This window comes from Pseudomonas sp. BTN1, from assembly GCF_001907715.1.
Classification (GTDB): domain Bacteria; phylum Pseudomonadota; class Gammaproteobacteria; order Pseudomonadales; family Pseudomonadaceae; genus Aquipseudomonas; species Aquipseudomonas paracarnis.
Map to the genome: position 1 here is coordinate 127422 of NZ_MPBM01000007.1, position 22211 is coordinate 149632.

At 60.4% G+C, this 22211-nt stretch carries 18 protein-coding genes and 2 tRNA genes; 10 read left to right on the forward strand and 10 right to left on the reverse strand.

Features of this window, described 5'->3' with window-relative positions; translation table 11 throughout:
• The first annotated feature begins 33 nt into the window (after positions 1-33).
• Positions 34-1278, forward strand: a complete 1245-nt coding sequence (locus tag BMH52_RS03240) for an EAL domain-containing protein (protein ID WP_014719780.1) — start codon at positions 34-36, stop codon at positions 1276-1278.
• Here BMH52_RS03240 and BMH52_RS03245 read toward each other — a convergent pair.
• Positions 1247-1909, reverse strand: coding sequence for a response regulator transcription factor (locus BMH52_RS03245; protein WP_003193955.1), 663 nt, complete (start codon positions 1907-1909; stop codon positions 1247-1249). The two genes, BMH52_RS03240 and BMH52_RS03245, sit on opposite strands and share 32 nt — an antisense overlap.
• Before the next feature lie 207 nt (positions 1910-2116).
• Here BMH52_RS03245 and BMH52_RS03250 point away from each other — a divergent pair, with 207 nt between their 5' ends.
• Positions 2117-2401: a DUF3509 domain-containing protein gene (locus BMH52_RS03250; RefSeq protein ID WP_020301357.1), complete on the forward strand. Its 285-nt coding sequence runs from the start codon at positions 2117-2119 to the stop codon at positions 2399-2401.
• 172 nt (positions 2402-2573) lie between these two features.
• Here the strand turns inward: BMH52_RS03250 and BMH52_RS03255 are convergent, their stop codons facing one another.
• Positions 2574-3773 carry a CaiB/BaiF CoA-transferase family protein gene (locus BMH52_RS03255; protein WP_072435087.1) on the reverse strand — a complete coding sequence of 400 codons (1200 nt, stop codon included), beginning with the start codon at positions 3771-3773 and terminating at the stop codon, positions 2574-2576.
• Positions 3774-3910: 137 nt separating this feature from the next.
• Here BMH52_RS03255 and BMH52_RS03260 point away from each other — a divergent pair, with 137 nt between their 5' ends.
• Complete coding sequence (locus tag BMH52_RS03260) at positions 3911-4453, forward strand: YaeQ family protein (RefSeq protein ID WP_003193952.1); 543 nt, start codon at positions 3911-3913, stop codon at positions 4451-4453.
• Positions 4454-4610: 157 nt separating this feature from the next.
• A complete protein-coding gene (recJ, locus tag BMH52_RS03265; protein WP_014719777.1) occupies positions 4611-6320 on the forward strand; it encodes a single-stranded-DNA-specific exonuclease RecJ in 1710 nt (569 codons plus the stop codon).
• A 139-nt stretch (positions 6321-6459) separates the two neighbouring features.
• Here the strand turns inward: recJ and BMH52_RS03270 are convergent, their stop codons facing one another.
• The 4 genes from BMH52_RS03270 to BMH52_RS03285 form a co-directional block, all read right to left on the reverse strand.
• The gene (locus BMH52_RS03270) at positions 6460-7740 is read right to left on the reverse strand and encodes a virulence factor family protein (protein WP_014719776.1); all 1281 of its coding nucleotides are present in this window, start codon (positions 7738-7740) and stop codon (positions 6460-6462) included.
• A complete protein-coding gene (gene mprF, locus BMH52_RS03275; protein ID WP_014719775.1) occupies positions 7740-10382 on the reverse strand; it encodes a bifunctional lysylphosphatidylglycerol flippase/synthetase MprF in 2643 nt (880 codons plus the stop codon). Before mprF ends, BMH52_RS03270 begins: the two co-directional genes overlap by 1 nt.
• Positions 10383-10662: 280 nt before the next feature.
• Positions 10663-10739, reverse strand: a tRNA-Met gene (locus BMH52_RS03280).
• 166 nt (positions 10740-10905) lie between these two features.
• Positions 10906-10982: transfer RNA gene (locus BMH52_RS03285), tRNA-Met, on the reverse strand.
• Between the two features lie 278 nt (positions 10983-11260).
• On the opposite strand from BMH52_RS03285, the gene dinB reads away from it, so the two are divergent.
• A complete protein-coding gene (gene dinB / locus BMH52_RS03290; protein ID WP_014719774.1) occupies positions 11261-12319 on the forward strand; it encodes a DNA polymerase IV in 1059 nt (352 codons plus the stop codon).
• A gap of 129 nt (positions 12320-12448) precedes the next feature.
• Here the strand turns inward: dinB and BMH52_RS03295 are convergent, their stop codons facing one another.
• From BMH52_RS03295 to BMH52_RS03310, 4 genes are all read right to left on the reverse strand, one after another.
• Entirely contained in the window at positions 12449-13402 is a 954-nt protein-coding gene (locus BMH52_RS03295; RefSeq protein ID WP_032902715.1) for a hypothetical protein, read from the reverse strand.
• A 20-nt stretch (positions 13403-13422) separates the two neighbouring features.
• A complete protein-coding gene (locus tag BMH52_RS03300; RefSeq protein WP_014719772.1) occupies positions 13423-15138 on the reverse strand; it encodes a proline--tRNA ligase in 1716 nt (571 codons plus the stop codon).
• Between the two features lie 185 nt (positions 15139-15323).
• On the reverse strand, positions 15324-16856 hold the full coding sequence (locus BMH52_RS03305; protein ID WP_005791052.1) for an AmpG family muropeptide MFS transporter: 1533 nt from the start codon (positions 16854-16856) through the stop codon (positions 15324-15326).
• A gap of 43 nt (positions 16857-16899) precedes the next feature.
• On the reverse strand, positions 16900-17214 hold the full coding sequence (locus BMH52_RS03310) for an MGMT family protein (RefSeq protein ID WP_020301352.1): 315 nt from the start codon (positions 17212-17214) through the stop codon (positions 16900-16902).
• Positions 17215-17407: 193 nt separating this feature from the next.
• Between BMH52_RS03310 and BMH52_RS03315 the strand changes: the two genes are divergently transcribed.
• The 5 genes from BMH52_RS03315 to groL all read left to right on the forward strand — a co-directional run bounded on the left by BMH52_RS03315 (position 17408) and on the right by groL (position 22030).
• On the forward strand, positions 17408-18415 hold the full coding sequence (locus BMH52_RS03315; protein ID WP_014719769.1) for a DUF481 domain-containing protein: 1008 nt from the start codon (positions 17408-17410) through the stop codon (positions 18413-18415).
• Positions 18416-18517: 102 nt separating this feature from the next.
• Entirely contained in the window at positions 18518-19249 is a 732-nt protein-coding gene (locus BMH52_RS03320; RefSeq protein ID WP_073842896.1) for a HugZ family protein, read from the forward strand.
• Positions 19250-19315: 66 nt separating this feature from the next.
• Positions 19316-19792 (forward strand): FxsA family protein, encoded by a 477-nt coding sequence (locus tag BMH52_RS03325; RefSeq protein WP_003193941.1) that lies wholly within the window; start codon positions 19316-19318, stop codon positions 19790-19792.
• A 247-nt stretch (positions 19793-20039) separates the two neighbouring features.
• Positions 20040-20333 (forward strand): co-chaperone GroES, encoded by a 294-nt coding sequence (locus BMH52_RS03330; protein ID WP_003193940.1) that lies wholly within the window; start codon positions 20040-20042, stop codon positions 20331-20333.
• A gap of 50 nt (positions 20334-20383) precedes the next feature.
• A complete protein-coding gene (gene groL / locus BMH52_RS03335) occupies positions 20384-22030 on the forward strand; it encodes a chaperonin GroEL (RefSeq protein ID WP_014719767.1) in 1647 nt (548 codons plus the stop codon).
• Positions 22031-22211: the final 181 nt, after the last annotated feature.

Below are 22211 nucleotides of genomic sequence, written 5' to 3' on the forward strand. Positions count from 1 at the left end.
TGCAGGACTTTCTCTGTACCGACACCCTTACCCATGCGATCCCTGAACGTCCTGATCCTCGAAGACAACCCGTTTCAACTGATGGCCCTGCACCAGATGCTCAATGCTAACGGTGTGTTCAATGTGCGGGCCGCGGAAACGGTCGAAATTGCCCGCCAGTCCCTGGACAGCAAAGGCCCGGTGGATATCGCCATCTGCGACCTGTACCTGGAGCAGGGCGATGGCCTGGCGTTGATCCGTGAGTTGGCGGAACGCCGCCTGGCCCAGGTGTTGATCTTGCTCAGCAACGCCGAGCCCGACGTGCTGGAAGGCGTGGCGAACATGGCTCGCCAATTGGGGCTCAAGGTCTTGGCGTGCTTGCCCAAGCCGGCCTCGGCCAAGCTGATCGGGCAAGTATTGAGCGATTGTCAGGAGCACTTGCGTCCAGGGCCAGCGGTGCTGTCCTGGGAGCGCGTCCGTCAACTGCTGAGCTTGAGCGAGCAGGAACAACTGCCGCCCTCGGCGGATGTCAGCCAGGCGACTATCGCAGCCTGTGGCAGGGTCTGGTACCAGCCCATCGTCAGTCAGGCCGGTGTGTTGCAAGGGGTGGAGGCGCTGGCGCGTTGGCAGTTGCAGGACGGTGAGCTATTGCTGCCTGACGAGTTCCTGCCAGTGCTGGAGTTTGCCGGCATGGAAGAGGCGTTTACCTGGCATGTGCTGGAGCAGGCGCTTGGCCTGGCGAACCAGGTGATGGGCGAAAGCGGCCGAGTGCTGCCGGTAGCTGTGAACATTCCCGGGCGTATGCTGGAGCGCGAGCACTTCCCCCAGGTGCTGCAAGGTTTGCTGCAACTTCATGGTGTGCCCGCCCATAGCCTGACCCTGGAGTTGGTGGAAACCTCGACGCTGAAAACCGACAGCGCCCATGTCACTGGGTTGCTGCGCTTGCGCATGTTGGGTTGCCAGTTGTCCATCGGCGACTTCGGCATGGGCGGCACCAGCCTGCAGCATTTGCTGGAACTGCCTTTTACCGAGCTGAAAATTCCCCCGGCGTTTGCCTGTGGGATGGCCAATGATGATCGCAAGGCCGCTGTGGTGGCGGGCGCCATGAGCATGGCGGCGCGCCTGGATGTCGCCGTGGTGGTCACCGGCGTGGAAACCGCCGCCGATTATCACGCCGTGGGCGAACTGGGCGCGGCGTGGCTGCAAGGTTGCTTTATCGCCCGGCCGATGGAGGCCGAGACGCTCAAGCAATGGATCGCGTTCCAGGCTAGGCCAGCCCGTGTTCCTGCACGTAAATAAACAGGGCGGCATCGTTGACCAGCCCCAGCTTGCGCATGGCGCTGACTTTTTGCGCGCTGACGGTCTGCTTGCTGCGGTGCAGGTGCGCGGCGATCTCGCCCACCGTCATGCCACTGGCCAACAGGCGAATCACCTCCAGTTCCCGGGGTGACAGGTGCTCCTGGGAGTGCAGGCGATCAGCGCCGACTTCCCCGGCCAGGCTCAGCGCCTGGCGGATGGTCTGGGCCACATAGGTACGTTGCTGGCGAACCTGGCGGATCGCCTGGGGCAGCTCATCGGCCAGGCTGGCCTTGCTCAGCAAGCCCATCACGCCCAACGCCAGGATGGAATGAAACAACCCGGCATTGTTGAGCATGGTCACCACCACAATGGGCAGGTGCGGATAGTGCCGGCGCAGTTGCTCGATCAAGCGCAACCCGTCGGCTTGGGGCTCGACGGGCATCATGAAGTCGGTCACCACCACATCGCAGGCACAGTGTTGCAACAACGCACTGAGGGCCTGGGGGGAATTGGCCTCGCCGACGATGCTGATGTGCGTGTCACGCTCGAGCACGGCGCGCAGGCCAATCAGGAAAATCGGGTGATCGTCGGCAATCACGATACGCAAGGGCGGTTCAGACGCAGCTCTCAAGGCAGGCTCCCGGGACAATCCAGGGATTCTAGCCTGTGCGCCGTTGTTTTTTCTCTGTCATCTTTTCCGTGCATGCTCGTTTTCCTCAAGCAGTGGATTACACAAAAGGTAGAACTTTCTGCTTTGAGCACGGGTCACTTGAATGTCAGCCTCTTCGTGACATTTTTGTTTTTCGAACCTTTTTCGAATGATTGAGTGGTGATCGAGATGGAAAGTATCAACCTATTGCTCAGCCAAGCACTGAGCCCTTATCAGGTTACGCTGACCTCTGCCGGTATGCGCGACGACTGCCTGGTAACCGTGAAGAACCCCGGTGGTGCCATCGTGGTTGAACGTGAAGTCGATCGTGCGCAATTGAGCGACAAGCGCGCGCTGGTGGATGTGGTGGATTGCCTGCTCCGCGACCTGAAAATCGCCGAAGGGCGCCTGGAACCTTCAGTCATCGCTGCCTTGCGCAACGCCTCTCAAACCCGTGGCGGCGCACTGGCATGAAACATTATTTTTCTTCGGAACCTTCCTACAAGGTGGTCAGTCAGAGTTTGTAACAGCAAGAGCAGGCATTGTGCTCCGGTGTTTGTCGCTTGCTGTGCGGGTCTTTTTGTAGACCACGTTTAACCCCGAGTTGTCTCCCCACTGCTCGGGGTTTCTTTTTGCCTGGGATTTGTCAGATCGCGCCATCCTCGCGCAGGCGAGTGATAGCCGCCGCGTCGTAGCCCAAGGCATTGAGCACCAGGCTGTTGTGTTCACCCAGTTGCGGGCCGACCCATTCGCAGCTGCCCGGTGTGTCCGAGAGCTTGGGCACGATGCCGGGCATCTTGAAGTCCTTGCCGCCCGGCAACTGCGCCTTGAGGAACATTTCCCGGGCCAGGAATTGCGGGTCGCCCAGCATGTCTTCGGCGCTGTAGATGCGGCTGGCGGGCACCTCGGCTTTGTTCAGATGCTCAATCACCTGGTCGAGAGACAGCGAATTGACCCAGCGATCAATCACGCCGTACAGCTCATCGCGGCGAGCGTCACGCCCGTCATTGCTGGCCAGTGCAGGGTCGTTCGCCAAATCGTCACGGCCGATCACCCGCATGAAGCGCTTGAAGATTGCATCGCCATTGGCGCCGATCTGCACATGCTTGCCGTCTGCGGTGGTGTGGATCGAGGACGGGGTGATGCCGGGCATGATGTTGCCGGTGCGCTCACGGATAAACCCGAACACATCGAACTCGGGGATCATGCTTTCCATCATGGCGAAGATGGCCTCATACAGCGCCACATCCACCACCTGGCCCAAGCCGCCGTTGACTTCGCGGTGACGCAGCGCCATCAGCGCGCCGATCACTGCCCACAACGCGGCAATCGAATCGCCGATGGAAATCCCGGTGCGCACCGGCGGGCGGTCCTCGAAGCCGGTGATATAGCGCAAGCCGCCCATGGACTCGCCCACCGCGCCAAACCCCGGCTGGTCCTTCATCGGCCCCGTCTGGCCGAAGCCCGAGAGGCGTACCATCACCAGCTTGGGGTTGAGGGCGTGCAGGGTTTCCCAGCTCAGGCCGAGTTTCTCCAGCACGCCTGGGCGGAAGTTTTCAATCAGGATGTCGGCGTCGGCCAACAGTTGCTTGAGGATCGCCAGGCCTTCAGGGTGCTTGAGGTTGAGGGTCAGCGACTGCTTGTTGCGCGCCTGTACGAACCACCACAGCGAAGTGCCTTCATACAGCTTGCGCCATTTGCGCAGCGGGTCGCCGCCGTCCGGGGATTCGACCTTGATCACCTCGGCGCCGAATTCAGCGCAAATGCGTGAGGCAAACGGGCCGGCGATCAAAGTGCCCAGTTCGATGACTTTCAGGCCGGCAAGTGGTTTGGCATTAAGCGACATGGGGATCCTTACGAGCGCGGGACGATGATGTCCTGCTTTTTAACATAGGCGAGCCGCGCGGATGCAGCGCAGTATTCGTTCAATGCCCTCGCCATCGGTTAGACTGGCCGCCTTTCCTTGTCTTTAGAAGCCCGTTCATGGCCCAGCCGTCCACGACCTACAAATTCGAACTCAACCTCACCGACCTCGACCGCTCGGTGTACGAGAGCGTCAAACAGACCATCGCCCGCCACCCTTCGGAAACCGAAGAGCGCATGACCGTGCGCCTGCTGGCCTACGCCCTCTGGTACAACGAGCAATTGGCGTTCGGGCGTGGCCTGTCGGATGTGGACGAACCGGCCCTGTGGGAAAAGAGCCTGGATGATCGGGTTTTGCACTGGATCGAAGTCGGCCAGCCGGATGCCGACCGCCTGACCTGGTGCTCGCGCCGCACCGAACGCACCAGCCTGCTGGCCTATGGCAGCCTGCGCGTGTGGGAAGGCAAGGTGGTGCCGGTGGCCAACAACCTGAAAAACGTGCACATCGCTGCCGTGCCCCAGGAAGTCTTGGAGACCCTGGCCAAGGACATGCCGCGGGTGATCAAGTGGGACGTGATGATCAGCGAAGGCACGATCTTTGTGACCGATGACCGTGGCCAGCATGAAGTGCAACTGCAATGGCTGGTCGGCGAGCGCGGTTGAAAAGGTGGGAGCTGGCTTGCCTGCGAGGGCATCCACTCGGTGTGTCTGATGTACCGAGTCGTATGCATCGCAGGCAAGCCAGCGCCCACACTTGATCTCTGCTGCGTTCGCTATCTGTGTTTAACTGATGTATTAGAAGAGAAGCTCCCGTCACCCCATGCGTATCGATCCCCGCCCATTGCCCGCCGTCCTGCCTTTTCTCGGTGAACTGCCGCCGCTGTTGACCCGCCTTTACGCCGCACGCGGGGTGCAGTCGGAGGCCGAGCTGGACAAGAGCCTGGCGCGGTTGATTCCCTATCAGCAGCTCAAGGGCATCGATGCGGCGGTGGACTTGCTGGTGACGGCCCTGGAGCAGCGTCAGCGCATCCTAATCGTCGGTGACTTCGACGCCGATGGCGCCACGGCGAGTACCGTGGGCACCCTGGGCCTGCGTTTGCTTGGCGCGGCCCATGTCGATTACCTGGTGCCCAACCGCTTCGAATACGGCTACGGCCTGACCCCGGAAATCGTCGCGGTGGCGCTGGAGCGCGAGCCGCAGTTGCTGATCACCGTGGACAACGGTATCTCCAGCGTCGAAGGCGTGGCGGCGGCGAAAGCGGCGGGGTTGCAGGTGCTGGTGACCGACCACCACTTGCCCGGCGATGAACTGCCGGCCGCTGACGCCATCGTCAATCCTAACCAGCCGGGCTGCACGTTTCCCAGCAAGGCCCTGGCCGGCGTCGGCGTGATCTTCTATGTATTGATGGCCCTGCGTGCACGGTTGCGCAGCCTGGGTTGGTATGACAACAAGCCCCAGCCGAACATCGGTGAACTGCTTGATCTGGTGGCCCTGGGCAGCGTCGCTGACGTGGTGCCGCTGGACGCCAACAACCGCATCCTCGTGCACCAGGGGCTGGAGCGTATTCGGGCCGGTCGGGCGCGGCCGGGGATCAAGGCGATCCTGGAAGTGGCCAAGCGTGATCATGCGCGTATCACCTCCACCGACCTGGGTTTCATCCTCGGCCCGCGTCTGAACGCGGCCGGACGCCTGGATGACATGAGCCTGGGCATTGAATGCTTGCTTACCACGGACTTCGCCGCCGCACGGGAAATGGCCGCGCAACTGGACGGCATGAACCAGGACCGTAAATCCATCGAGCAAGGCATGCAACGCGAGGCCCTGGCCCAGCTCAAGGACCTGCCGGTGGAGTCGATGCCGTACGGTCTGTGCCTGTTTGACCCGGAGTGGCACCAAGGGGTGATCGGGATCCTCGCGTCACGCATGAAGGAGCGTTATTTCCGCCCGACCATCGCCTTCGCCGATGCCGGTGATGGCCTGCTCAAGGGCTCTGGACGCTCGGTGCAAGGCTTTCATATCCGCGATGCGCTGGCGGTCGTCGCCAGCCAGCACCCCAACCTGATCACCAAGTACGGCGGCCACGCCATGGCGGCGGGGCTGACCTTGCCCGAGGCCAACTTCCCGTTGTTTGCGCAAGCCTTCGATGCCGAAGTGCGTCGGCAATTGCGCGAAGAAGACCTCACCGGCCGCCTGCTTTCAGACGGCACCCTGGCGGTGGAAGAATTTCACCTGGAACTGGCCCGCGCCCTGCGCCATGCCGGCCCGTGGGGGCAGCACTTTCCCGAGCCGTTGTTTCACGGGGTATTCCAGTTGGTGGAGCAGCGGGTGGTGGGCGAGCGGCATTTGAAAGTGGTGCTCAAGAGCGAGTGCGGGTCGGTGAAGCTCGATGGCATCGCCTTTGGTGTGGACCGCGAAGTGTGGCCAAACCCGACGGTGCGTTGGGTGGAATTGGCCTACAAGCTGGATGTGAATGAATTTCGTGGCAATGAGACGGTGCAGTTGATGATTGCCCACATCGAACCGCGCTGATTATTAGCAACACCACACATCAAAAATGTGGGAGCGGGCTTGCTCGCGAAAGCGGTGGATCAGTCACAGCTGCATTGACTGACATTCCGTATTCGCGAGCAAGCCCGCTCCCACATTTTGTTTTATGTGCGGCGCGGGATTATTCGGCTTTGGCCTGATGCTTGACGATAATATCCACCAACCGCTTGGCCAGCGCCGGGTAGTTCTCATCGAAGTGATGCCCGCCCGGCAGCTTCATGGCTTCGCCCACGGCGGTCTTGTCGGTGCAGCCACTCTCGTCGACTTCTTCGGCGCCGTAGATGCACACGACTTTCTCAGGCGGCAGCTTGGCCATTTCCGGGCCGGTGGCGGCTTCTTTGCCGGCGTTGCCCAGCCAGCCTTCCACTTCGATTTCAAAGCTACCGGTACGGGCGAAGGCCAGCAGGATGATCGCGTCCACCCGTTGCTGTTCGTTCTCTGGCATACGGTTGTAGATGGCCGGCAATACGTCGGCGCCGAACGAGTAACCGGTCAGCACGAAGCGCTTGGTGCCCCACTTTTGCCGGTAGTGTTGCATCAGCTCGGTGAGGTCCTTGGCGCTTTGCTCCGGCGTCTTGTGCTGCCAGTAGTAGCGCAGGGTGTCGATGCCCACCACCGGGTAGCCGATCTTCGCCATCTCGCCCGCCACGTCGCGGTCCAGGTCGCGCCAGCCGCCGTCACCGGAGAGGAATAGGGTCACGGTGTCCTTGGCTTGGCCGGCAGGCACTTCTACCACTGGAATCGCCAGGCCGCCGTTGTCCGAACCGACCAGTTGCTTGCGCAGTTCGTTATTCAGCACCTGTGGGTAATGAATGTCGTAGTCGCTGATGCTGGTAGTAGCGCGCGGTGTGTCACGTACGAAACTGGCGCTTTCATCGTCGGGGTTATCGTTCCACGCCACCAGCCAGCTGCCATGGGCGGCGGTTTTCGGCAGCGGGTCGTTGCAGCCTTCCTGTTTCAGGGCGAAGCCCACGGAGATGGCGTTGGCCTTGTCGTCGTTCTGGGTGGCCAGCCAGCGCCAGGCGAGTGCGGCGCCAGGGCCGATGCCGCTGACCAGGGTTGCCGGGCCTTTGAGCTGGGCCAGGGCGCCTTGCAGGGCTTTTTCCTGCAGTGCGCAGTCATCCTTGGGCAGCACCACCTGAACCAGTTGCGCAGCACCGCCCTGGCTCAGGGCAATCAGTTGGCTGTCGGTCAGGGTTTCGTCGGCCATCACCGCCACGGCCACGCGGGCTTTTGCGTTGCTGGCCGGGGTTACGCGGGTCATTACCGAACCGTCGGCCTGGGGCAAGTGCTCCAGGGTCGGTTGCGGGGCGGGGCGGTTCCAGTACCAGAAGCCACCCGCCGCGATCAGCGCAAGCAGCACCACTAAAGCCAATACATACCGCCAGGAGCGTCGAATCATCAGCGTTTCACCAATCCAGTCAAGCCGCCCGCAATCAGGGCGGCGGTATCGGCCAATGCCACCAGCGGATCCAGTCCTGCGGGCACGGCCATGTAACGGGGTTCCCAGTCGGGCTGGAACTTGTCTTTGAAGCGGCGCAAACCTTGGAAGTTATACAGTTGCTCGCCACGGCGGAACACCATCGAGCCCAGGCGCTGGGTCAGCGGTGCGCCACGGCGCGGTTGCAAGCCCGACAACGGCACCATGCCGAGGCTGAAGCGCGCGTAGTCGTGGCTCTTATAGTGTTGAATCAGGCCCACCATCATGAACTCCATGGTCAACTTGGGCGCGTCCGGGTGGGCACGCATCAGGTCGAGGCTGGCCAGGTCATGATTATAGGTTTCGAGCAGATTAGCGAAGGCCACCGGGCGCCCTTCGAAGCGAATGATCGCGATACGAAAGTGCTTGAGGTAGTCATCGCTGAAACGGCCCAGGGAGAAGCCCTTTTCCCGCACATTCTTACCTGTAAGCCAGGCGTCGGAGATGACTTTTAATTCATCCATCGGCGCCTTGCCCGGTTCGCAGATTTCCAGGGACAGGCCGTCCCGGGTGCCACGGTTCCAGGTGTAGCGCAAATCCTTCATTTCTTTGCCCTTGGCTTCCAGGTCAAAGCGTTTCAGGTCGACGCGGGCTTCTTCACCCAGTTTGATCGCGGTGAGGCCGATGTCCATGTAATACGGCAGGTTCTCGGCGCGTACCTGATAGAACACCGGACGGGCGTGGTGGATGTCGCACAGGTCGCGGAACTGCCAGATCATCTCGGCGCGCGGTTGGGTCGGGCCGATCGGGTCGTACAAGGCCACCAGGCTACGCCCGCGACGGGCATACATCAGGAAGGCTTCATCGTTAGGGTGAAACAGCAGCGCCTTGTCGCCGGTGAGCGCCAGGCCGCCGTCGGGTTGGGACGAGGCCATCAGAATCTTGCTGGCGCGCTCCAGCTCTTCCGGGGTCGGCAGGTGGATGACCGGGCGTGCCGTGCGCAGCAGCCAGGTCAGCGACACGATCACCAGCAACACGGCGGCGCCGAGCAGCGAACGCAAACCACGTGGGGCGTTGGCGTCGAGGGTGAACTGCCACCAGAGTTGGTGGCTGTAGGGCACGTCCTGGTAGGCAAACAGCAACAGCCAGATCGAAGCGCCGAGCACACAGACACTGGCCACCAGGTACAGCGGCGAAAACGGCAACTCGGTCAGGCGACTGGCGCGGTAGAACGAGCGCCGGAAGATGGCCAGCAGCACTGCGGTCATGGTCATCAGGCTGGCTTCTTCCCAGTCGAAGCCTTTAAGCAGCGAAAGCAGGGCGCCAACCAGCAGCAACACCATGGTCAGCATCCAGGCGGCCGACAACCGCCGGCGCAGGCCCTGGGCGAGCAACAGGCACAACACACCGATCAGGCTGGCACCGAAGTGCGACGCGTCAATCAGACGATGGGGGATCAGGAAGCCGATGTTTTCCAGGCGTGAGTCGATCTCTGGCGTGGCGCCGGAAAACAGCAGGACCACGCCGGACAAAAAAACCAGGACGGCCAATACTGGCGCTGCCAGCCCCGACGCTACCCGCAGACTTTGCTGGGTCTGGAACAGGCGCTGGGCCTCGTTGACCAGCAGGAATACACAGGCGATCAGCAGCGGCAGCACCACGTAGATCATGCGGTACAGCAGCAAGGCAGCAGCCAGGGGCGCGGCACCGAGTTTGTCGGCAAAGGCCGCCAGCAGAATCGCTTCGAATACCCCCACGCCGCCCGGCACATGGCTGAGCACACCGGCGGCCAGGGCCAGCAGGTACACCAACAGGAACGGGCCGAAGGGCGGAGCTTCCGGCAACAGCAGATACAGCACGGTGGCGGCTGCGGCGACGTCCAGTGCGGTGATGATCAGTTGCAGGAAAGTCAGGCGTCGGCCAGGCAGGCGCAGGGTACGGCGCCCGGCCTTGACCAGCAGGTTGTCGGGGTAGGGCTGTTCCGGCAGGCGGCGGCGATAGATGCCGATGCACAGCAGGGCCGACAACAGCAGCACGGCGCCGGCAATGCCGCCGAGCAGGCTTTGCGATAAATGCAGGTAAGTGGAGGCGGCCGGCAAGTTGCTCAACGTGGCCAGCGCGGCCAGCGGTGGCAGGGCACAGCCCAGGGCCAGGCTGGCGAATACGGTCATGTGCGCCACTTCCGAGGCGCCGATGCCATGGCGTGCATATAAACGGTAACGCACCGAACCCCCCGAGAGCATCGACAAGCCAATGGCGTTGCCGATAGCAAAGGCGGTGAAACCACCCAGGGCCAGGGTCTTGGCGGGCAATTGCACGCCGGCATAACGCGCGCCGGAGAACTCATAGCCGAGCAGGATTACAAAACCGGCGACCGCCGCCGCAAAGGCCCCCAATAGGGCCGGCTTGGGCACTTCCAGGATCGAATCGTGCAGGGCGTAGAGGTCCAGCTCCAGCAGCAGGTGCCGGCAGGCGATCAGGGCGATTGCAAACAGCAGAAGCGTCACGGCCAGGCCGATGGGCTGGCGGTATTTGCTCAACAGGTCCAGCCACCGCAAACGGGTGGGAGTGATCGGTTGTTCTGCTGTAACGGTGTCTTGTGGTTCAGACGAGTTGGCGCGCATCAATCACCTCGTGGATTGTGCGCGACAGGATGGAGGTATCCAGCCAAGTTACCAATCCCTATGGACAAAATAATTACAAATATTAACGCGGATCACCGGGCGCGGCGACTGCGGCCATTGGTCGTAGAGGGGTAGCGCTTGAGCATTGAGCATAGCGTGCAATGAGATGGACTCTGCAAACCGTCTACGGTTTCATGAAAGATGCCATGTCATTGTTTCAGAAGAACTTTTTCGTCAGATACAAAAAAGGCCACTCTTTCGAGTAGCCTTTTTTGATGTTTGGTTGCGGGAGCCGGATTTGAACCGACGACCTTCGGGTTATGAGCCCGACGAGCTACCAGACTGCTCCATCCCGCGTCTGTGGGCGGCATTCTACAGCCCAGCGGCGGGGTGTCAACCGTTAATGAGCTGATCGCTGAAATAAGCGCTAATTATTCTGAAATCAAGGTGTTGGCTGCATTGTGCAGGCAAAAACAAGCGCGCACAAAAAAGGCCACTCTTTCGAGTAGCCTTTTTTGATGTTTGGTTGCGGGAGCCGGATTTGAACCGACGACCTTCGGGTTATGAGCCCGACGAGCTACCAGACTGCTCCATCCCGCGTCTGTGTGTCGGCATTCTACAGAGGAACGCGAGTGTGTCAACCTGTGAATCAAACAAAAGCGCTTGTGGTTCAATCGGTTAGCTCTCCAAAGAGGGGGCGTGAAGTGCTCTGGGCCAGTCAGGCCAAGGCTTTCAGCTCTATCGGAAACCCGAATTCGATTGAAAAAATAAATTCATCAAGGAAACTTCCTACCACTTGGAAGGAAGAATCAAACTACTGGTGCTATATACAGGTGTGAATGCGATACTGGCCACCCGTTGGTTCACACCCCGTTTATATGACGCAGCGCAAAATCATCCACGTTGACTGTGATTGCTTCTACGCCGCCATCGAGATGCGTGACGACCCGAGCCTGGCGCAAAAGCCCTTGGCGGTGGGCGGTTCGGCGGACCGGCGGGGGGTGATCGCTACCTGCAACTACGAGGCGCGAGCGTATGGGGTGCGTTCGGCGATGTCGTCACGTCATGCCTTGAAGCTCTGCCCGGACTTGACCATTGTTAAGCCGCGCATGGATGCCTATAAAGAAGCGTCGAAAGAAATCCAACTGATCTTCCGCGACTACACCGACTTGATCGAGCCGTTGTCGCTGGATGAGGCTTACCTTGATGTGTCTGACAGCCCGCATTTTGGCGGCAGCGCCACGCGTATTGCCCAGGACATTCGGCGCCGGGTCTCCAACCAGTTGCATATCACTGTGTCTGCCGGCGTGGCGCCCAACAAGTTTTTGGCCAAGATCGCCAGCGACTGGAAAAAGCCCAACGGCCTGTTTGTGATCACGCCGGATCAGGTTGAAGACTTTGTCTCGCAGTTGCGTGTCAGCAAGCTGCATGGCGTGGGCAAGGTCACCGCTGACAAGCTGGCGCGCCTGGGCATCGAAGACTGCCTGCAATTGCGCGACTGGAACAAACTGGCGCTGGTGCGCGAATTCGGCAGTTTTGGCGAGCGCCTCTGGAGCCTGGCCCGTGGAATTGATGACCGTGTGGTGCAAAACGACAGCCGTCGGCAATCGATTAGCGTGGAAAACACCTACGATGTGGACTTGCCGGATCTTTCAAGCTGCCTGGCGAAACTGCCGGAGCTGATGGAGACCCTGGCCGGGCGTATGGCGCGTATCGACAGCAGCTACCGGGCGGGCAAGCCGTTCGTGAAAGTGAAGTTTCATGACTTTACCCAGACGACGCTGGAGCAGGCCGGGGCAGGACGGGATCTGGAGAGTTATGAACAGTTGATGACCCAGGCGTTCAATCGCGGGGGCAAGCCGGTGCGGTTGCTGGGGATAGGCGTACGGTTGCTGGACCTGAGCGGCGGCAACGAACAGCTCGAGTTTTCCTGGTAAAAACCCGAAACAAATGTGGGAGCTGGCTTGCTTGCGATAGCCGTGTGTCAGTCACGAATGCTTTAACTGATACACCGCTATCGCAGGCAAGCCAGCTCCCACAGTTTGATCTTCACAGGTATTGCACGATCAGCGTGCGCCAGGATCGGCGACTAACCGCCCCCCATCCTTGGTCAACGCCTGCACAAACTCCTGCTGCAACTCCGGATCATTGCGCGTCAGTTCAATCAGGCTTTGTTCCAGCTCGCTGGCTTCTTCTTCCAGGCCCAGCTCCGACAAGCGTTTGACCCGGTGTACCCACTGGTTCACTTCGTCATCTTCCAGGTCGTCATAGATCAGGGCATGGGCTTCGAGCAGCTTGCTGCGCAGCGTGTTGCTGACCGCCAGGGTCGAGTCGGTATGCACGTCGTCCTGGCCATCCGCCACAGTGATTTTCAGCGTGGTGACGCGGTTCAGGTCCTGCTCGGCAAAGGGGCTGTCCAACAGGTTAAGGCGCAGTATGCCGTTACGGTCGGTGGTCAGCTCGTGGGTCTGCTTGCCGGCGGTGACTTGCACCGGGCGCTCGCTCCAGGGCAGGCTCGAATACTCCAGGCGCTTGTCACGCTGGACTTCATCGATGGCCGCCAGGTTCTGTTGCGCACGGCCGTGGGATTGCACGTTCATGAACGGGTTGATGCCGTCCACGCCATAGCTCAACCAGTCATGGGTCACACTCGTGGGCAGGTTGCCGAGGGCGAAGATATTCACCACGTTAGCACCCACGCCCGCCACCAGCGCCACGGCACCCAGGGGCATCTCATAGAGTTTGCGCCAGGGCTGGTAGGGTGTGTAGCGGTCGTAACGACGGGTGACTTCGAATTCGGTGACCTCGAAGGTCTTCTGCTCATGAATGCGAACCCGGCGTTGCGGCAGCTCCAGCACTTTAGGCTCGCCTACATCGATCTGCAGGCTGTGGTCGAGCAACTTACGCTCGACCCGCTCCTCGTGTTCACTGCGTTGCGACATCTGATTGGCGCAGCCGCTGACCAGCAGGGCGCCGCACAAGGCGGCGCCCCCCAGGGCTCTGGTGTTTCGCTTGAACATGACTTCTCTTGATCTGGTTTTCAGCGACGAATACGCGCCTGGAGGAAAGACAGCACCTCAGCCACCGGCAACGGTTGGGCTTCGGCTTCGGTCCGGCTCTTGTATTCCAGATTGCCATCCGCCAGGCCGCGGTCACTGACCACGATCCGGTGCGGGATGCCAATCAGTTCCATGTCGGCGAACTTGATGCCCGGGCTGGTTTTCTTGTCCCGATCATCGAGCAGCACTTCAAAACCGGCGGCGGTGAGTTGCGCGTACAGTTTGTCGGTGGCTTCGCGTACTTGCTCGGTTTCATAGCGCAATGGCACCAGGGCCACCTGGAACGGCGCCAGCGCGTCACTCCAGATGATGCCTTTCTCGTCGTTGTTCTGCTCGATGGCAGCGGCAACTACTCGGGATACGCCAATGCCGTAGCAGCCCATGTCCAGGGTGATCGGCTTGCCGTTCTCACCCAGCACTTCGCACTTCATCGCCTTGCTGTACTTGTTGCCCAGCTGGAAGATGTGCCCGACTTCGATGCCGCGCTTGATCTCCAGGGTGCCCTTGCCATCCGGGCTCGGGTCACCGGCCACGACGTTGCGCAGGTCGGCCACGGTCGGAACCGGCAGGTCACGCTCCCAGTTCACGCCGAAGTAGTGCTTGTCATCGATGTTTGCGCCGATACCGAAGTCGCTCATCAGCTCAACGGAACGGTCGATGATGATCGGCAGTGGCAGGTTCAGCGGGCCGAGGGAACCGGCACCGGCGCCAATGGCGTCGCGCAGTTCGGCATCGGTGGCCATGACCAGCGGGCTGGCTACGCCAGGCTGGTTGGCGGCCTTGATTTCGTTGAGTTCGTGGTCGCCACGGATCACCAGGGCGATCAGCTTGCCTTCTTCTTCGGCGCGCACGATCAGGGTCTTGATGGTCTTTTCAATCGGCAGATTGAATTTCTCCACCAGGGCCGCGATGGTCTTGGTGTCTGGCGTGTCGACCAGGCGCAGCTCCTCGGTGGGAGCAGGGCGCGAGGTTTCACGTGGTATGGCTTCGGCCTTCTCGATGTTCGCCGCGTAGTCGGAACCGTTGCTGAACACGATATCGTCTTCGCCGGACTCGGCCAGCACGTGGAATTCGTGGGAGCCGGCACCGCCGATGGAGCCGTTATCCGCTTCAACCGGGCGGAACTTCAGGCCCAGGCGCGTGAACACGTTGCAGTAGGCCTGGTGCATGCGGTCGTAGGTCGCTTGCAGGGAAGCCTGGTCGGCGTGGAACGAATAGGCGTCCTTCATGATGAACTCGCGGCCACGCATCAAGCCGAAGCGTGGGCGGATTTCATCACGGAACTTGGTCTGGATCTGATACAGGTTGAGCGGCAACTGCTTATAGCTGCTCAGTTCGTTGCGCATCAGGTCGGTGATGACTTCTTCGTGGGTCGGGCCGGCGCAGAAATCGCGGCCATGACGGTCTTTGAAGCGCAGCAACTCAGGGCCGTACTCTTCCCAGCGCCCGGATTCCTGCCACAACTCAGCCGGTTGGGTGCTCGGCATCAACACTTCCAGAGAGCCGGCAGCGTTCATTTCCTCACGAACGATGGCTTCGACCTTGCGCATCACCTTCAAGCCCATGGGCAACCAGGTGTACAGGCCCGAGGCCAGTTTGCGGATCATGCCGGCGCGCAGCATCAGCTGATGGCTGATTACAACCGCGTCGGAAGGCGTTTCTTTCTGTGTGGCGAGCAAATATTGACTGGTACGCATGGTAGGCCGTTGTCGGTTGCTTGGACTTGAAATGACTTGGGATTGTACGGGCGCAGAGTGCTGGAGTACAGGTATCAGAATGCAGAGGGGTCTGTGGGAGCGGGCTTGCTCGCGAATGCGGCGTGTCAGCCTCCGAGTCTTGGACTGACCCACCGCATTCGCGAGCAAGCCCGCTCCCACATGTATCAGTCTTCCTGCGGGGGATTGAGTCGGGCGCGGCGGTTCTCCTGGAACCAATGCAACGCAATCAGGAGCAGCGTCGGCACGCCCAACAGGCAGGTGATCATAAAGAAGTTGTGGTAACCGAACTTCTCCACCATCACGCCTGAATAGCCGCCGATCAAACGTGGCAGCAACAGCATGATCGAACTGAGCAGCGCATATTGGGTGGCGGAGAACTTGAGGTTGGTGAGGCTCGATAGGTACGCCACGAACGCCGAAGTGGCCATGCCCGAACTGAAGTTGTCCAGGGAGATGGTCACGATCAACATCTGCAGGTCGGGGCCCATGTCGGCGAGCATCACGAACAGCAGGTTGGTACCGGCCGAGGCCACGCCGCCGATGAACAGGATCGGCAATATGCCGAACCGCACGATCAACAGGCCGCCCATGCCGGCGCCGAGCAGGGTCATGATCAGGCCGAAGATCTTGCTCACTCCGGCGATCTGGTCCTTGGTGAAACCCTGGTCGATATAGAACACGTTGGCCATGACGCCCATCACCGTGTCGGACATGCGATAGGTGGCAATCAGCCCGAGCAGCAGCAGCGCCTGCCAACGGTAGCGCAGGATAAAGTCATTGACCGGCGTGAGCACGGGCGCCAGGCCCCGGCGGCCCATGGCTGAAAGGCACAGGGTAGTGAGGATGATATAGAGGATGGCGCGCAGGAACGCGCGGTCTTCCATCAGCAGTTCCCACAAACTCACGCCCTGGAACAGCACGCTGGCGAAGTCGGTGTTGTACAACTGGGTGAACATCGCCGGCACTGAGACCAACAGCACGATCAGCACAAACACCGACACCAACTGATGCATGAAACTGTAGCGGCCGGCCTGCAACTGAGTGCGCAGTGGCACATCAGGTTCACGCATGAGGAAGGTGGTGAGCAACGCCGGCACCATCAACACGCCGAACAGCACATAGGTGCCGGTCCAGGCCGAGTGTTTATAGTTGAAGCCGGTGGAGCCAAAGCCTTCGGCAAAGAACAGCGCACCGGCCGTGGCCAGCAGGGCGGCAATGCGATAGCCGGACATGTAGCTTGCCGCCAGGGCGGCCTGACGGCTGTCGTCGGCGATTTCCAGGCGGTAGGCATCCACGGCGATATCTTGGGTGGCCGACGCGAAGGCGACGATCACCGCGATGGCGATCAACCAGGACAAGTGTTTTTGCGGGTCACAAAAACCCATGCCGATCAATCCGAGGATCACCAGCGATTGGGCCAGCACCAGCCAGGAGCGACGACGCCCCAGTTTGCCAAGCAACGGCAGGCGCCATTGGTCGAGCAGCGGCGACCAGACCCATTTAAAGGCGTAGGCCAGGCCGATCAGGCTCGCATAGCCAATGGTCTCGCGAGCCACACCGGCTTCACGCAGCCACACCGAAAGCGTCGAAAACACCAACATGTAAGGCATGCCGGCGGCGAAACCGAGCAACAACAGCACTAACGTCGAAGGGCTGGCATAGGCGGCGAGCGCGGCGCGCCAGGTTTTACGGGGCATGGGCTGGAGTCTGCCTCAGATTTGCGGAAACAAAGCGCGCACTCTAACCGCTGTGCTCTACCGGGCGCCAGCCATGACGCTGAATATCAACACGATTGTTCAGGATAGTGACGCCTTCGCTACGTAAACGCGCACGTTGTTCGTCGCCCGAGGCACTGCCCACCGGCAGGCTTATCCGACCACCGGCACCCAGCACCCGATGCCAGGGCAACCGCGTGTCTTGCGGCAACTGGCTCAGGGTGCGCCCGACCCAGCGGGCAGCACGGCCCAGACCCGCCAGGTGGGCCAGCTCGCCGTAACTCACCACGCAGCCTTCGGGCACCTGCGATAACGTCAGGTACAAGGCGGTGCGGCGCATCTCGGCGGGGCTTTGTGGTGCATCTGCAGGTGGGATCACTGTGGAGATATCCGTTGAGATCGTCGTTGTTTTGTCAGAAACGTCTGTAAACATGACGATGAGTATTGAACTCAATATAAATCCTTGAGTCAGTTCTAGCCATGTAACACTATAACGCCCCTTTTTTCGCCTATCCTGAGCCCCGTACCTGCTTATGTTGTCCAGAACCCTGTTGTGCCTTGCTGTTTTCAGTGCTTCCACGCCCTTGCTCGCCGATACCGTCTGGTTGAAAAACGGTGACCGGCTCACTGGCAAGATAAAAGTCTTCGACGGTGGCAAGTTGCTGATCCAAACCACCTACGCAGGCTCCATTCCGGTGGACTGGAAGCAGGTCAAAACCCTGGAAAGTGACCAGGAGCTGCTGGTCAAGCAAGACGCCTACAGCGGTGAAAAGGCCAAGTCCTTGCAGGCATCGGATGACGGCAAGGTGGTGCTGGCCAATGGCGAGGCGCCCAAGACGGTGGAACTGGCAAGTATCCAACAGATCATGAAGCCCAAGCCCGTGATCGAAGACCTGGTGTGGAAGGGTAATGTCGACCTGGCGCTGGACTACAAACGCGCGGACAAAGACACCAACGACTACGACATCGACTTCAAGACCTCGGCCCGTCACGGCCAGTGGCGTCATACGGGCAAGGGCGAATATAACCGCGAGTTCCAGGACGACGTCACCACCACCGACAACTGGGCCCTGGAATACGACCTGGACCGTTTTATCACCGAGCACTGGTTCTGGCAGGGGCGCCTGACCTACAAGCGCGACAAGGTCGAAGACCTGGCGCGCCAGCGCACCGTGGGTACCGGCCCGGGCTACCAGTTCTGGGATGATGAGCTGGGCGCGTTCTCCCTCGGTTCGCTGGTCAACCGCACCGATTACGAATATGCCGACGGCGGCAAGGACAACTTTTACTCTCTGGCCATGAAGTGGAATTACAACCGCTACCTGGTGGGCAAGACCGTTGAGTTCTTCACCAACGGCGAATTGGGCAAGCCTCTGGACGGTCCGGCCGATTACTCCCTGGATGCCGAGATGGGCCTGCGCTACAAAGTCACCGAATGGGCGTCCCTCAATCTCAAGGCCGAGCGTGACGTCATCAGCGGCGACTCCGACAGCAGCTTGAGCAAGACCCGTTACACCGCAGGCTTCGGCGTGGCCTGGTAAACCGGCGTCGGCCACTCTGGCAACCTGCGCAGATATTGATTACCTTGTGTTGAGATCCATTCCCATATGCCATGGGCGGCGGAACACCCGAGGAGTCATCTATTGAGCACGCAGGTTGCCAAGAACGCCCGAGAGCTGTTGCTCAAGGAATACCGTGGGGCGCTCGCCACACAATCCAAAGCCATGCCCGGCTTTCCCTTTGGCTCGGTGGTGCCCTACTGCCTGGACGAGCAGGGCCGCCCGCTGATCCTGATCAGCCGCATTGCCCAGCACACCCATAACCTGCAAAAAGATCCCAAGTGTTCGCTGTTGGTGGGTGAGCGTGAGGCCGATGATGTGCAAGCCGTGGGGCGCCTGACTTACCTGGCCGAAGCCGAGAAGCTGGAAGACCCCGCTGCCATCGAAGCTGCGGCCGAGCGCTACTACCGCTACTTCCCTGATTCGGCCAACTACCACAAGGCCCACGATTTCGATTTCTGGGTGCTCAAGCCGGTGCGCCACCGTTATATCGGTGGGTTTGGCGCAATCCATTGGGTCGACCAGTTGACCTTGGCCAACCCGTTTGCGGGCAAGGCCGAGCGCAGCATGATCGAGCACATGAACAGCGATCACGCCAAGGCCATCGCCCATTACGTCGACCTCGGCGGTTTGCCGACCAGCGAGCCAGCACAGCTGGCCGGCATCGACAGCGAAGGCATGCACTTGCGTATCGGCCAATCCTTGCACTGGTTGCCTTTCGAGACGCCTTGCAACACACCGACACAAGTACGCGAAGCCCTGGTTTCATTGGCTCACGCCGAGGTGTGGCCGAAAAAAACCACGGTTGACGCTTGAATTTACACAACGGCGACGTCATCTAAGGTGGACTGGCAAGGCATTCTTGCGTTGAGGAACCATTTGATGCGCCCTTTTTTATTGCTCTTTCTGCTGTTCCCGGTGTTGGAGCTGTTCGTATTCGTTAAAGTCAGCGGTGCGATCGGGTTTTTCCCGGCGCTGTTGCTGATCATCGTAGGCTCCATGCTCGGCGTCCTGGTGCTGCGTGTCGCCGGCCTGGCGACCGCGCTGCGTGCCCGTGAAAGCCTGAACCGCGGCGAACTGCCGGCCCAGACCATGCTTGAGGGCCTGATGATGGCCCTGGCCGGTGGTCTGCTGATCCTGCCGGGTTTTATCAGCGACGTGCTCGGCCTGGTGCTGTTGCTGCCGTTCACCCGCAAGCTGCTGGCCGGCAAAATGCGCCAGCGTGCTGAAGAGGCGGCGATGCGCCAGCGTGCGTTCGCCGACGACCTGCAACCCCGTGGTGGCCCGGCTCCACGCCAACCCCTGGGGCGTGAAGGTGATGTGATCGAAGGCGAGTTCGAACACCGCGACCCTAAGTAACCGCTTCACTGGCACGGCACCTTCGGGTGCCGTGTTGCATTTAGCCTTGAGCCGACACAAAAAATTTCATCCTCGGCCCCTTGTAATAAGCCTGGGCGCCCTTATGTAACGGTCACCGCAAGGTTTCTGGTGGTGACATCAGACAGACTTCCGCGTCTCGCCCCGCGAGCCGCGACCGGCACCGCCGGAATTTAACCCGCCGGAATTGATACCGGCCGATGAAAAACACAATTAGGAGAGATCGACAATGAAGCTTCGTCCTCTGCACGACCGCGTCGTAATCCGTCGCAGCGAAGAAGAAAAGAAAACCGCTGGCGGGATCGTTCTGCCAGGTTCGGCTGCTGAAAAAGCCAACCACGGTGTGATCGTCGCTGCTGGCCCAGGCAAAACCCTGGAGAACGGTGATGTACGCGCACTGGCCGTGAAAGTGGGTGACAAGGTTGTTTTCGGCCCTTACTCCGGCAGCAACACTGTGAAAGTAGACGGCGAAGACCTGCTGGTAATGGCTGAGAACGAAATTCTCGCCGTTCTGGAAGACTGATTTCCTCGCTCATTTTCCCGTTACTACAAAGTATTTAAGGAATATCGATCATGGCTGCTAAAGAAGTTAAATTCGGCGACTCCGCCCGCAAGAAAATGCTCACTGGCGTCAACGTACTGGCTGACGCAGTAAAAGCGACCTTGGGCCCGAAAGGCCGTAACGTGATCATCGAGAAGAGCTTCGGCGCTCCGACCATCACCAAGGACGGCGTTTCCGTCGCCAAAGAAATCGAACTGGAAGACCGTTTCGAAAACATGGGCGCGCAGCTGGTCAAAGACGTTGCCTCCCGTGCCAACGATGACGCAGGTGACGGTACTACCACCGCAACCGTACTGGCTCAGTCGATCGTCAACGAAGGCCTGAAGGCCGTTGCTGCCGGCATGAACCCGATGGACCTCAAGCGCGGCATCGACAAGGCGACCATCGCCATCGTCAAAGAGCTGAAGAACCTGTCCAAGCCATGCGCCGACACCAAGGCCATCGCTCAGGTAGGCACCATCTCCGCCAACTCCGACAGCTCCATCGGCGACATCATTGCCGAAGCCATGGAAAAAGTCGGTAAAGAAGGCGTGATCACCGTTGAAGAAGGCTCGGGCCTGGAAAACGAACTGTCGGTTGTAGAAGGCATGCAGTTCGACCGTGGCTACCTGTCCCCGTACTTCGTCAACAAGCCGGACACCATGGTTGCCGAGCTGGACAGCCCGCTGATCCTGCTGGTCGACAAAAAGATCTCCAACATCCGCGAAATGCTGCCAGTGCTGGAAGCCGTTGCCAAAGCCGGCCGCCCACTGCTGATCGTGGCTGAAGACGTTGAAGGCGAAGCCCTGGCGACTCTGGTTGTGAACAACATGCGTGGCATCGTCAAGGTTGCAGCCGTCAAGGCGCCAGGCTTCGGCGACCGTCGCAAGGCCATGCTGCAGGACATCGCCGTTCTGACCGGCGGTACCGTTATCTCCGAAGAGATCGGCCTGAGCCTGGAAAGCGCCACCCTGGAAAACCTGGGTAGCGCCAAGCGCGTGACCCTGTCCAAGGAAAACACCATCATCGTTGACGGTGCTGGCGTTGAAGGCGACATCGAGTCCCGTATCGCTCAGATCCGTGCACAGGTTGCCGAGACTTCCTCGGACTACGACCGTGAAAAACTGCAAGAGCGCCTGGCCAAGCTGTCTGGCGGCGTTGCAGTGATCAAGGTTGGCGCTGGCTCCGAAGTTGAAATGAAAGAGAAGAAGGCCCGCGTTGAAGACGCCCTGCACGCAACCCGTGCAGCCGTTGAAGAAGGCGTGGTACCTGGCGGTGGCGTTGCGCTGATCCGTGCTCTGGAAGCCCTGACTGAGCTGACCGGCGACAACGCTGACCAGAACGTCGGTATCGCTGTACTGCGTCGTGCCGTTGAAGCACCGCTGCGCCAGATCGCTGCCAACTCCGGCGACGAGCCAAGCGTTGTGGTCAACGAAGTCAAGAACGGCAAAGGTAACTACGGTTACAACGCTGCGACTGGCGTGTACGGCGACATGATCGAAATGGGCATCCTGGATCCAACCAAGGTGACTCGTTCCGCGCTGCAAGCAGCATCCTCCATCGGCGGTCTGATCCTGACCACCGAAGCTGCGATCGCTGAAGCACCGAAGAAAGAAGGCTCGGCTGGCGGCGGTATGCCAGACATGGGCGGCATGGGTGGCATGGGCGGCATGATGTAAGCCAGCCTACCCGGCGCTATAAAAAGCCCCGCCTGCAGTGATGCAGGCGGGGCTTTTTTATGCACGGCTGTACCCACCCGACGGCGGCCTGACAGCCACGCTTATCTAACTGATGCACGGCGGTCAAAATGTGGGAGCTGGCTTGCCTGCGAAGACGGCCTGCCAGCCTGCAGGAATGTCG

Bases quoted from the DNA above. Each gene is read 5' to 3' on its own strand.
- BMH52_RS03300 (WP_014719772.1), bottom strand. From the start codon at position 15,138: ATGCGTACCAGTCAATATTTGCTCGCCACACAGAAAGAAACGCCTTCC.
- BMH52_RS03330 (WP_003193940.1), top strand. From the start codon at position 20,040: ATGAAGCTTCGTCCTCTGCACGACCGCGTCGTAATCCGTCGCAGCGAA.
- mprF (WP_014719775.1), bottom strand. From the start codon at position 10,382: ATGCGCGCCAACTCGTCTGAACCACAAGACACCGTTACAGCAGAACAA.
- recJ (WP_014719777.1), top strand. From the start codon at position 4,611: ATGCGTATCGATCCCCGCCCATTGCCCGCCGTCCTGCCTTTTCTCGGT.
- groL (WP_014719767.1), top strand. From the start codon at position 20,384: ATGGCTGCTAAAGAAGTTAAATTCGGCGACTCCGCCCGCAAGAAAATG.
- BMH52_RS03255 (WP_072435087.1), bottom strand. From the start codon at position 3,773: ATGTCGCTTAATGCCAAACCACTTGCCGGCCTGAAAGTCATCGAACTG.
- BMH52_RS03270 (WP_014719776.1), bottom strand. From the start codon at position 7,740: ATGATTCGACGCTCCTGGCGGTATGTATTGGCTTTAGTGGTGCTGCTT.
- BMH52_RS03250 (WP_020301357.1), top strand. From the start codon at position 2,117: ATGGAAAGTATCAACCTATTGCTCAGCCAAGCACTGAGCCCTTATCAG.
- BMH52_RS03325 (WP_003193941.1), top strand. From the start codon at position 19,316: ATGCGCCCTTTTTTATTGCTCTTTCTGCTGTTCCCGGTGTTGGAGCTG.
- BMH52_RS03315 (WP_014719769.1), top strand. From the start codon at position 17,408: ATGTTGTCCAGAACCCTGTTGTGCCTTGCTGTTTTCAGTGCTTCCACG.
- dinB (WP_014719774.1), top strand. From the start codon at position 11,261: ATGACGCAGCGCAAAATCATCCACGTTGACTGTGATTGCTTCTACGCC.
- BMH52_RS03240 (WP_014719780.1), top strand. From the start codon at position 34: ATGCGATCCCTGAACGTCCTGATCCTCGAAGACAACCCGTTTCAACTG.
- BMH52_RS03310 (WP_020301352.1), bottom strand. From the start codon at position 17,214: ATGCGCCGCACCGCCTTGTACCTGACGTTATCGCAGGTGCCCGAAGGC.
- BMH52_RS03260 (WP_003193952.1), top strand. From the start codon at position 3,911: ATGGCCCAGCCGTCCACGACCTACAAATTCGAACTCAACCTCACCGAC.
- BMH52_RS03305 (WP_005791052.1), bottom strand. From the start codon at position 16,856: ATGCCCCGTAAAACCTGGCGCGCCGCGCTCGCCGCCTATGCCAGCCCT.
- BMH52_RS03295 (WP_032902715.1), bottom strand. From the start codon at position 13,402: ATGTTCAAGCGAAACACCAGAGCCCTGGGGGGCGCCGCCTTGTGCGGC.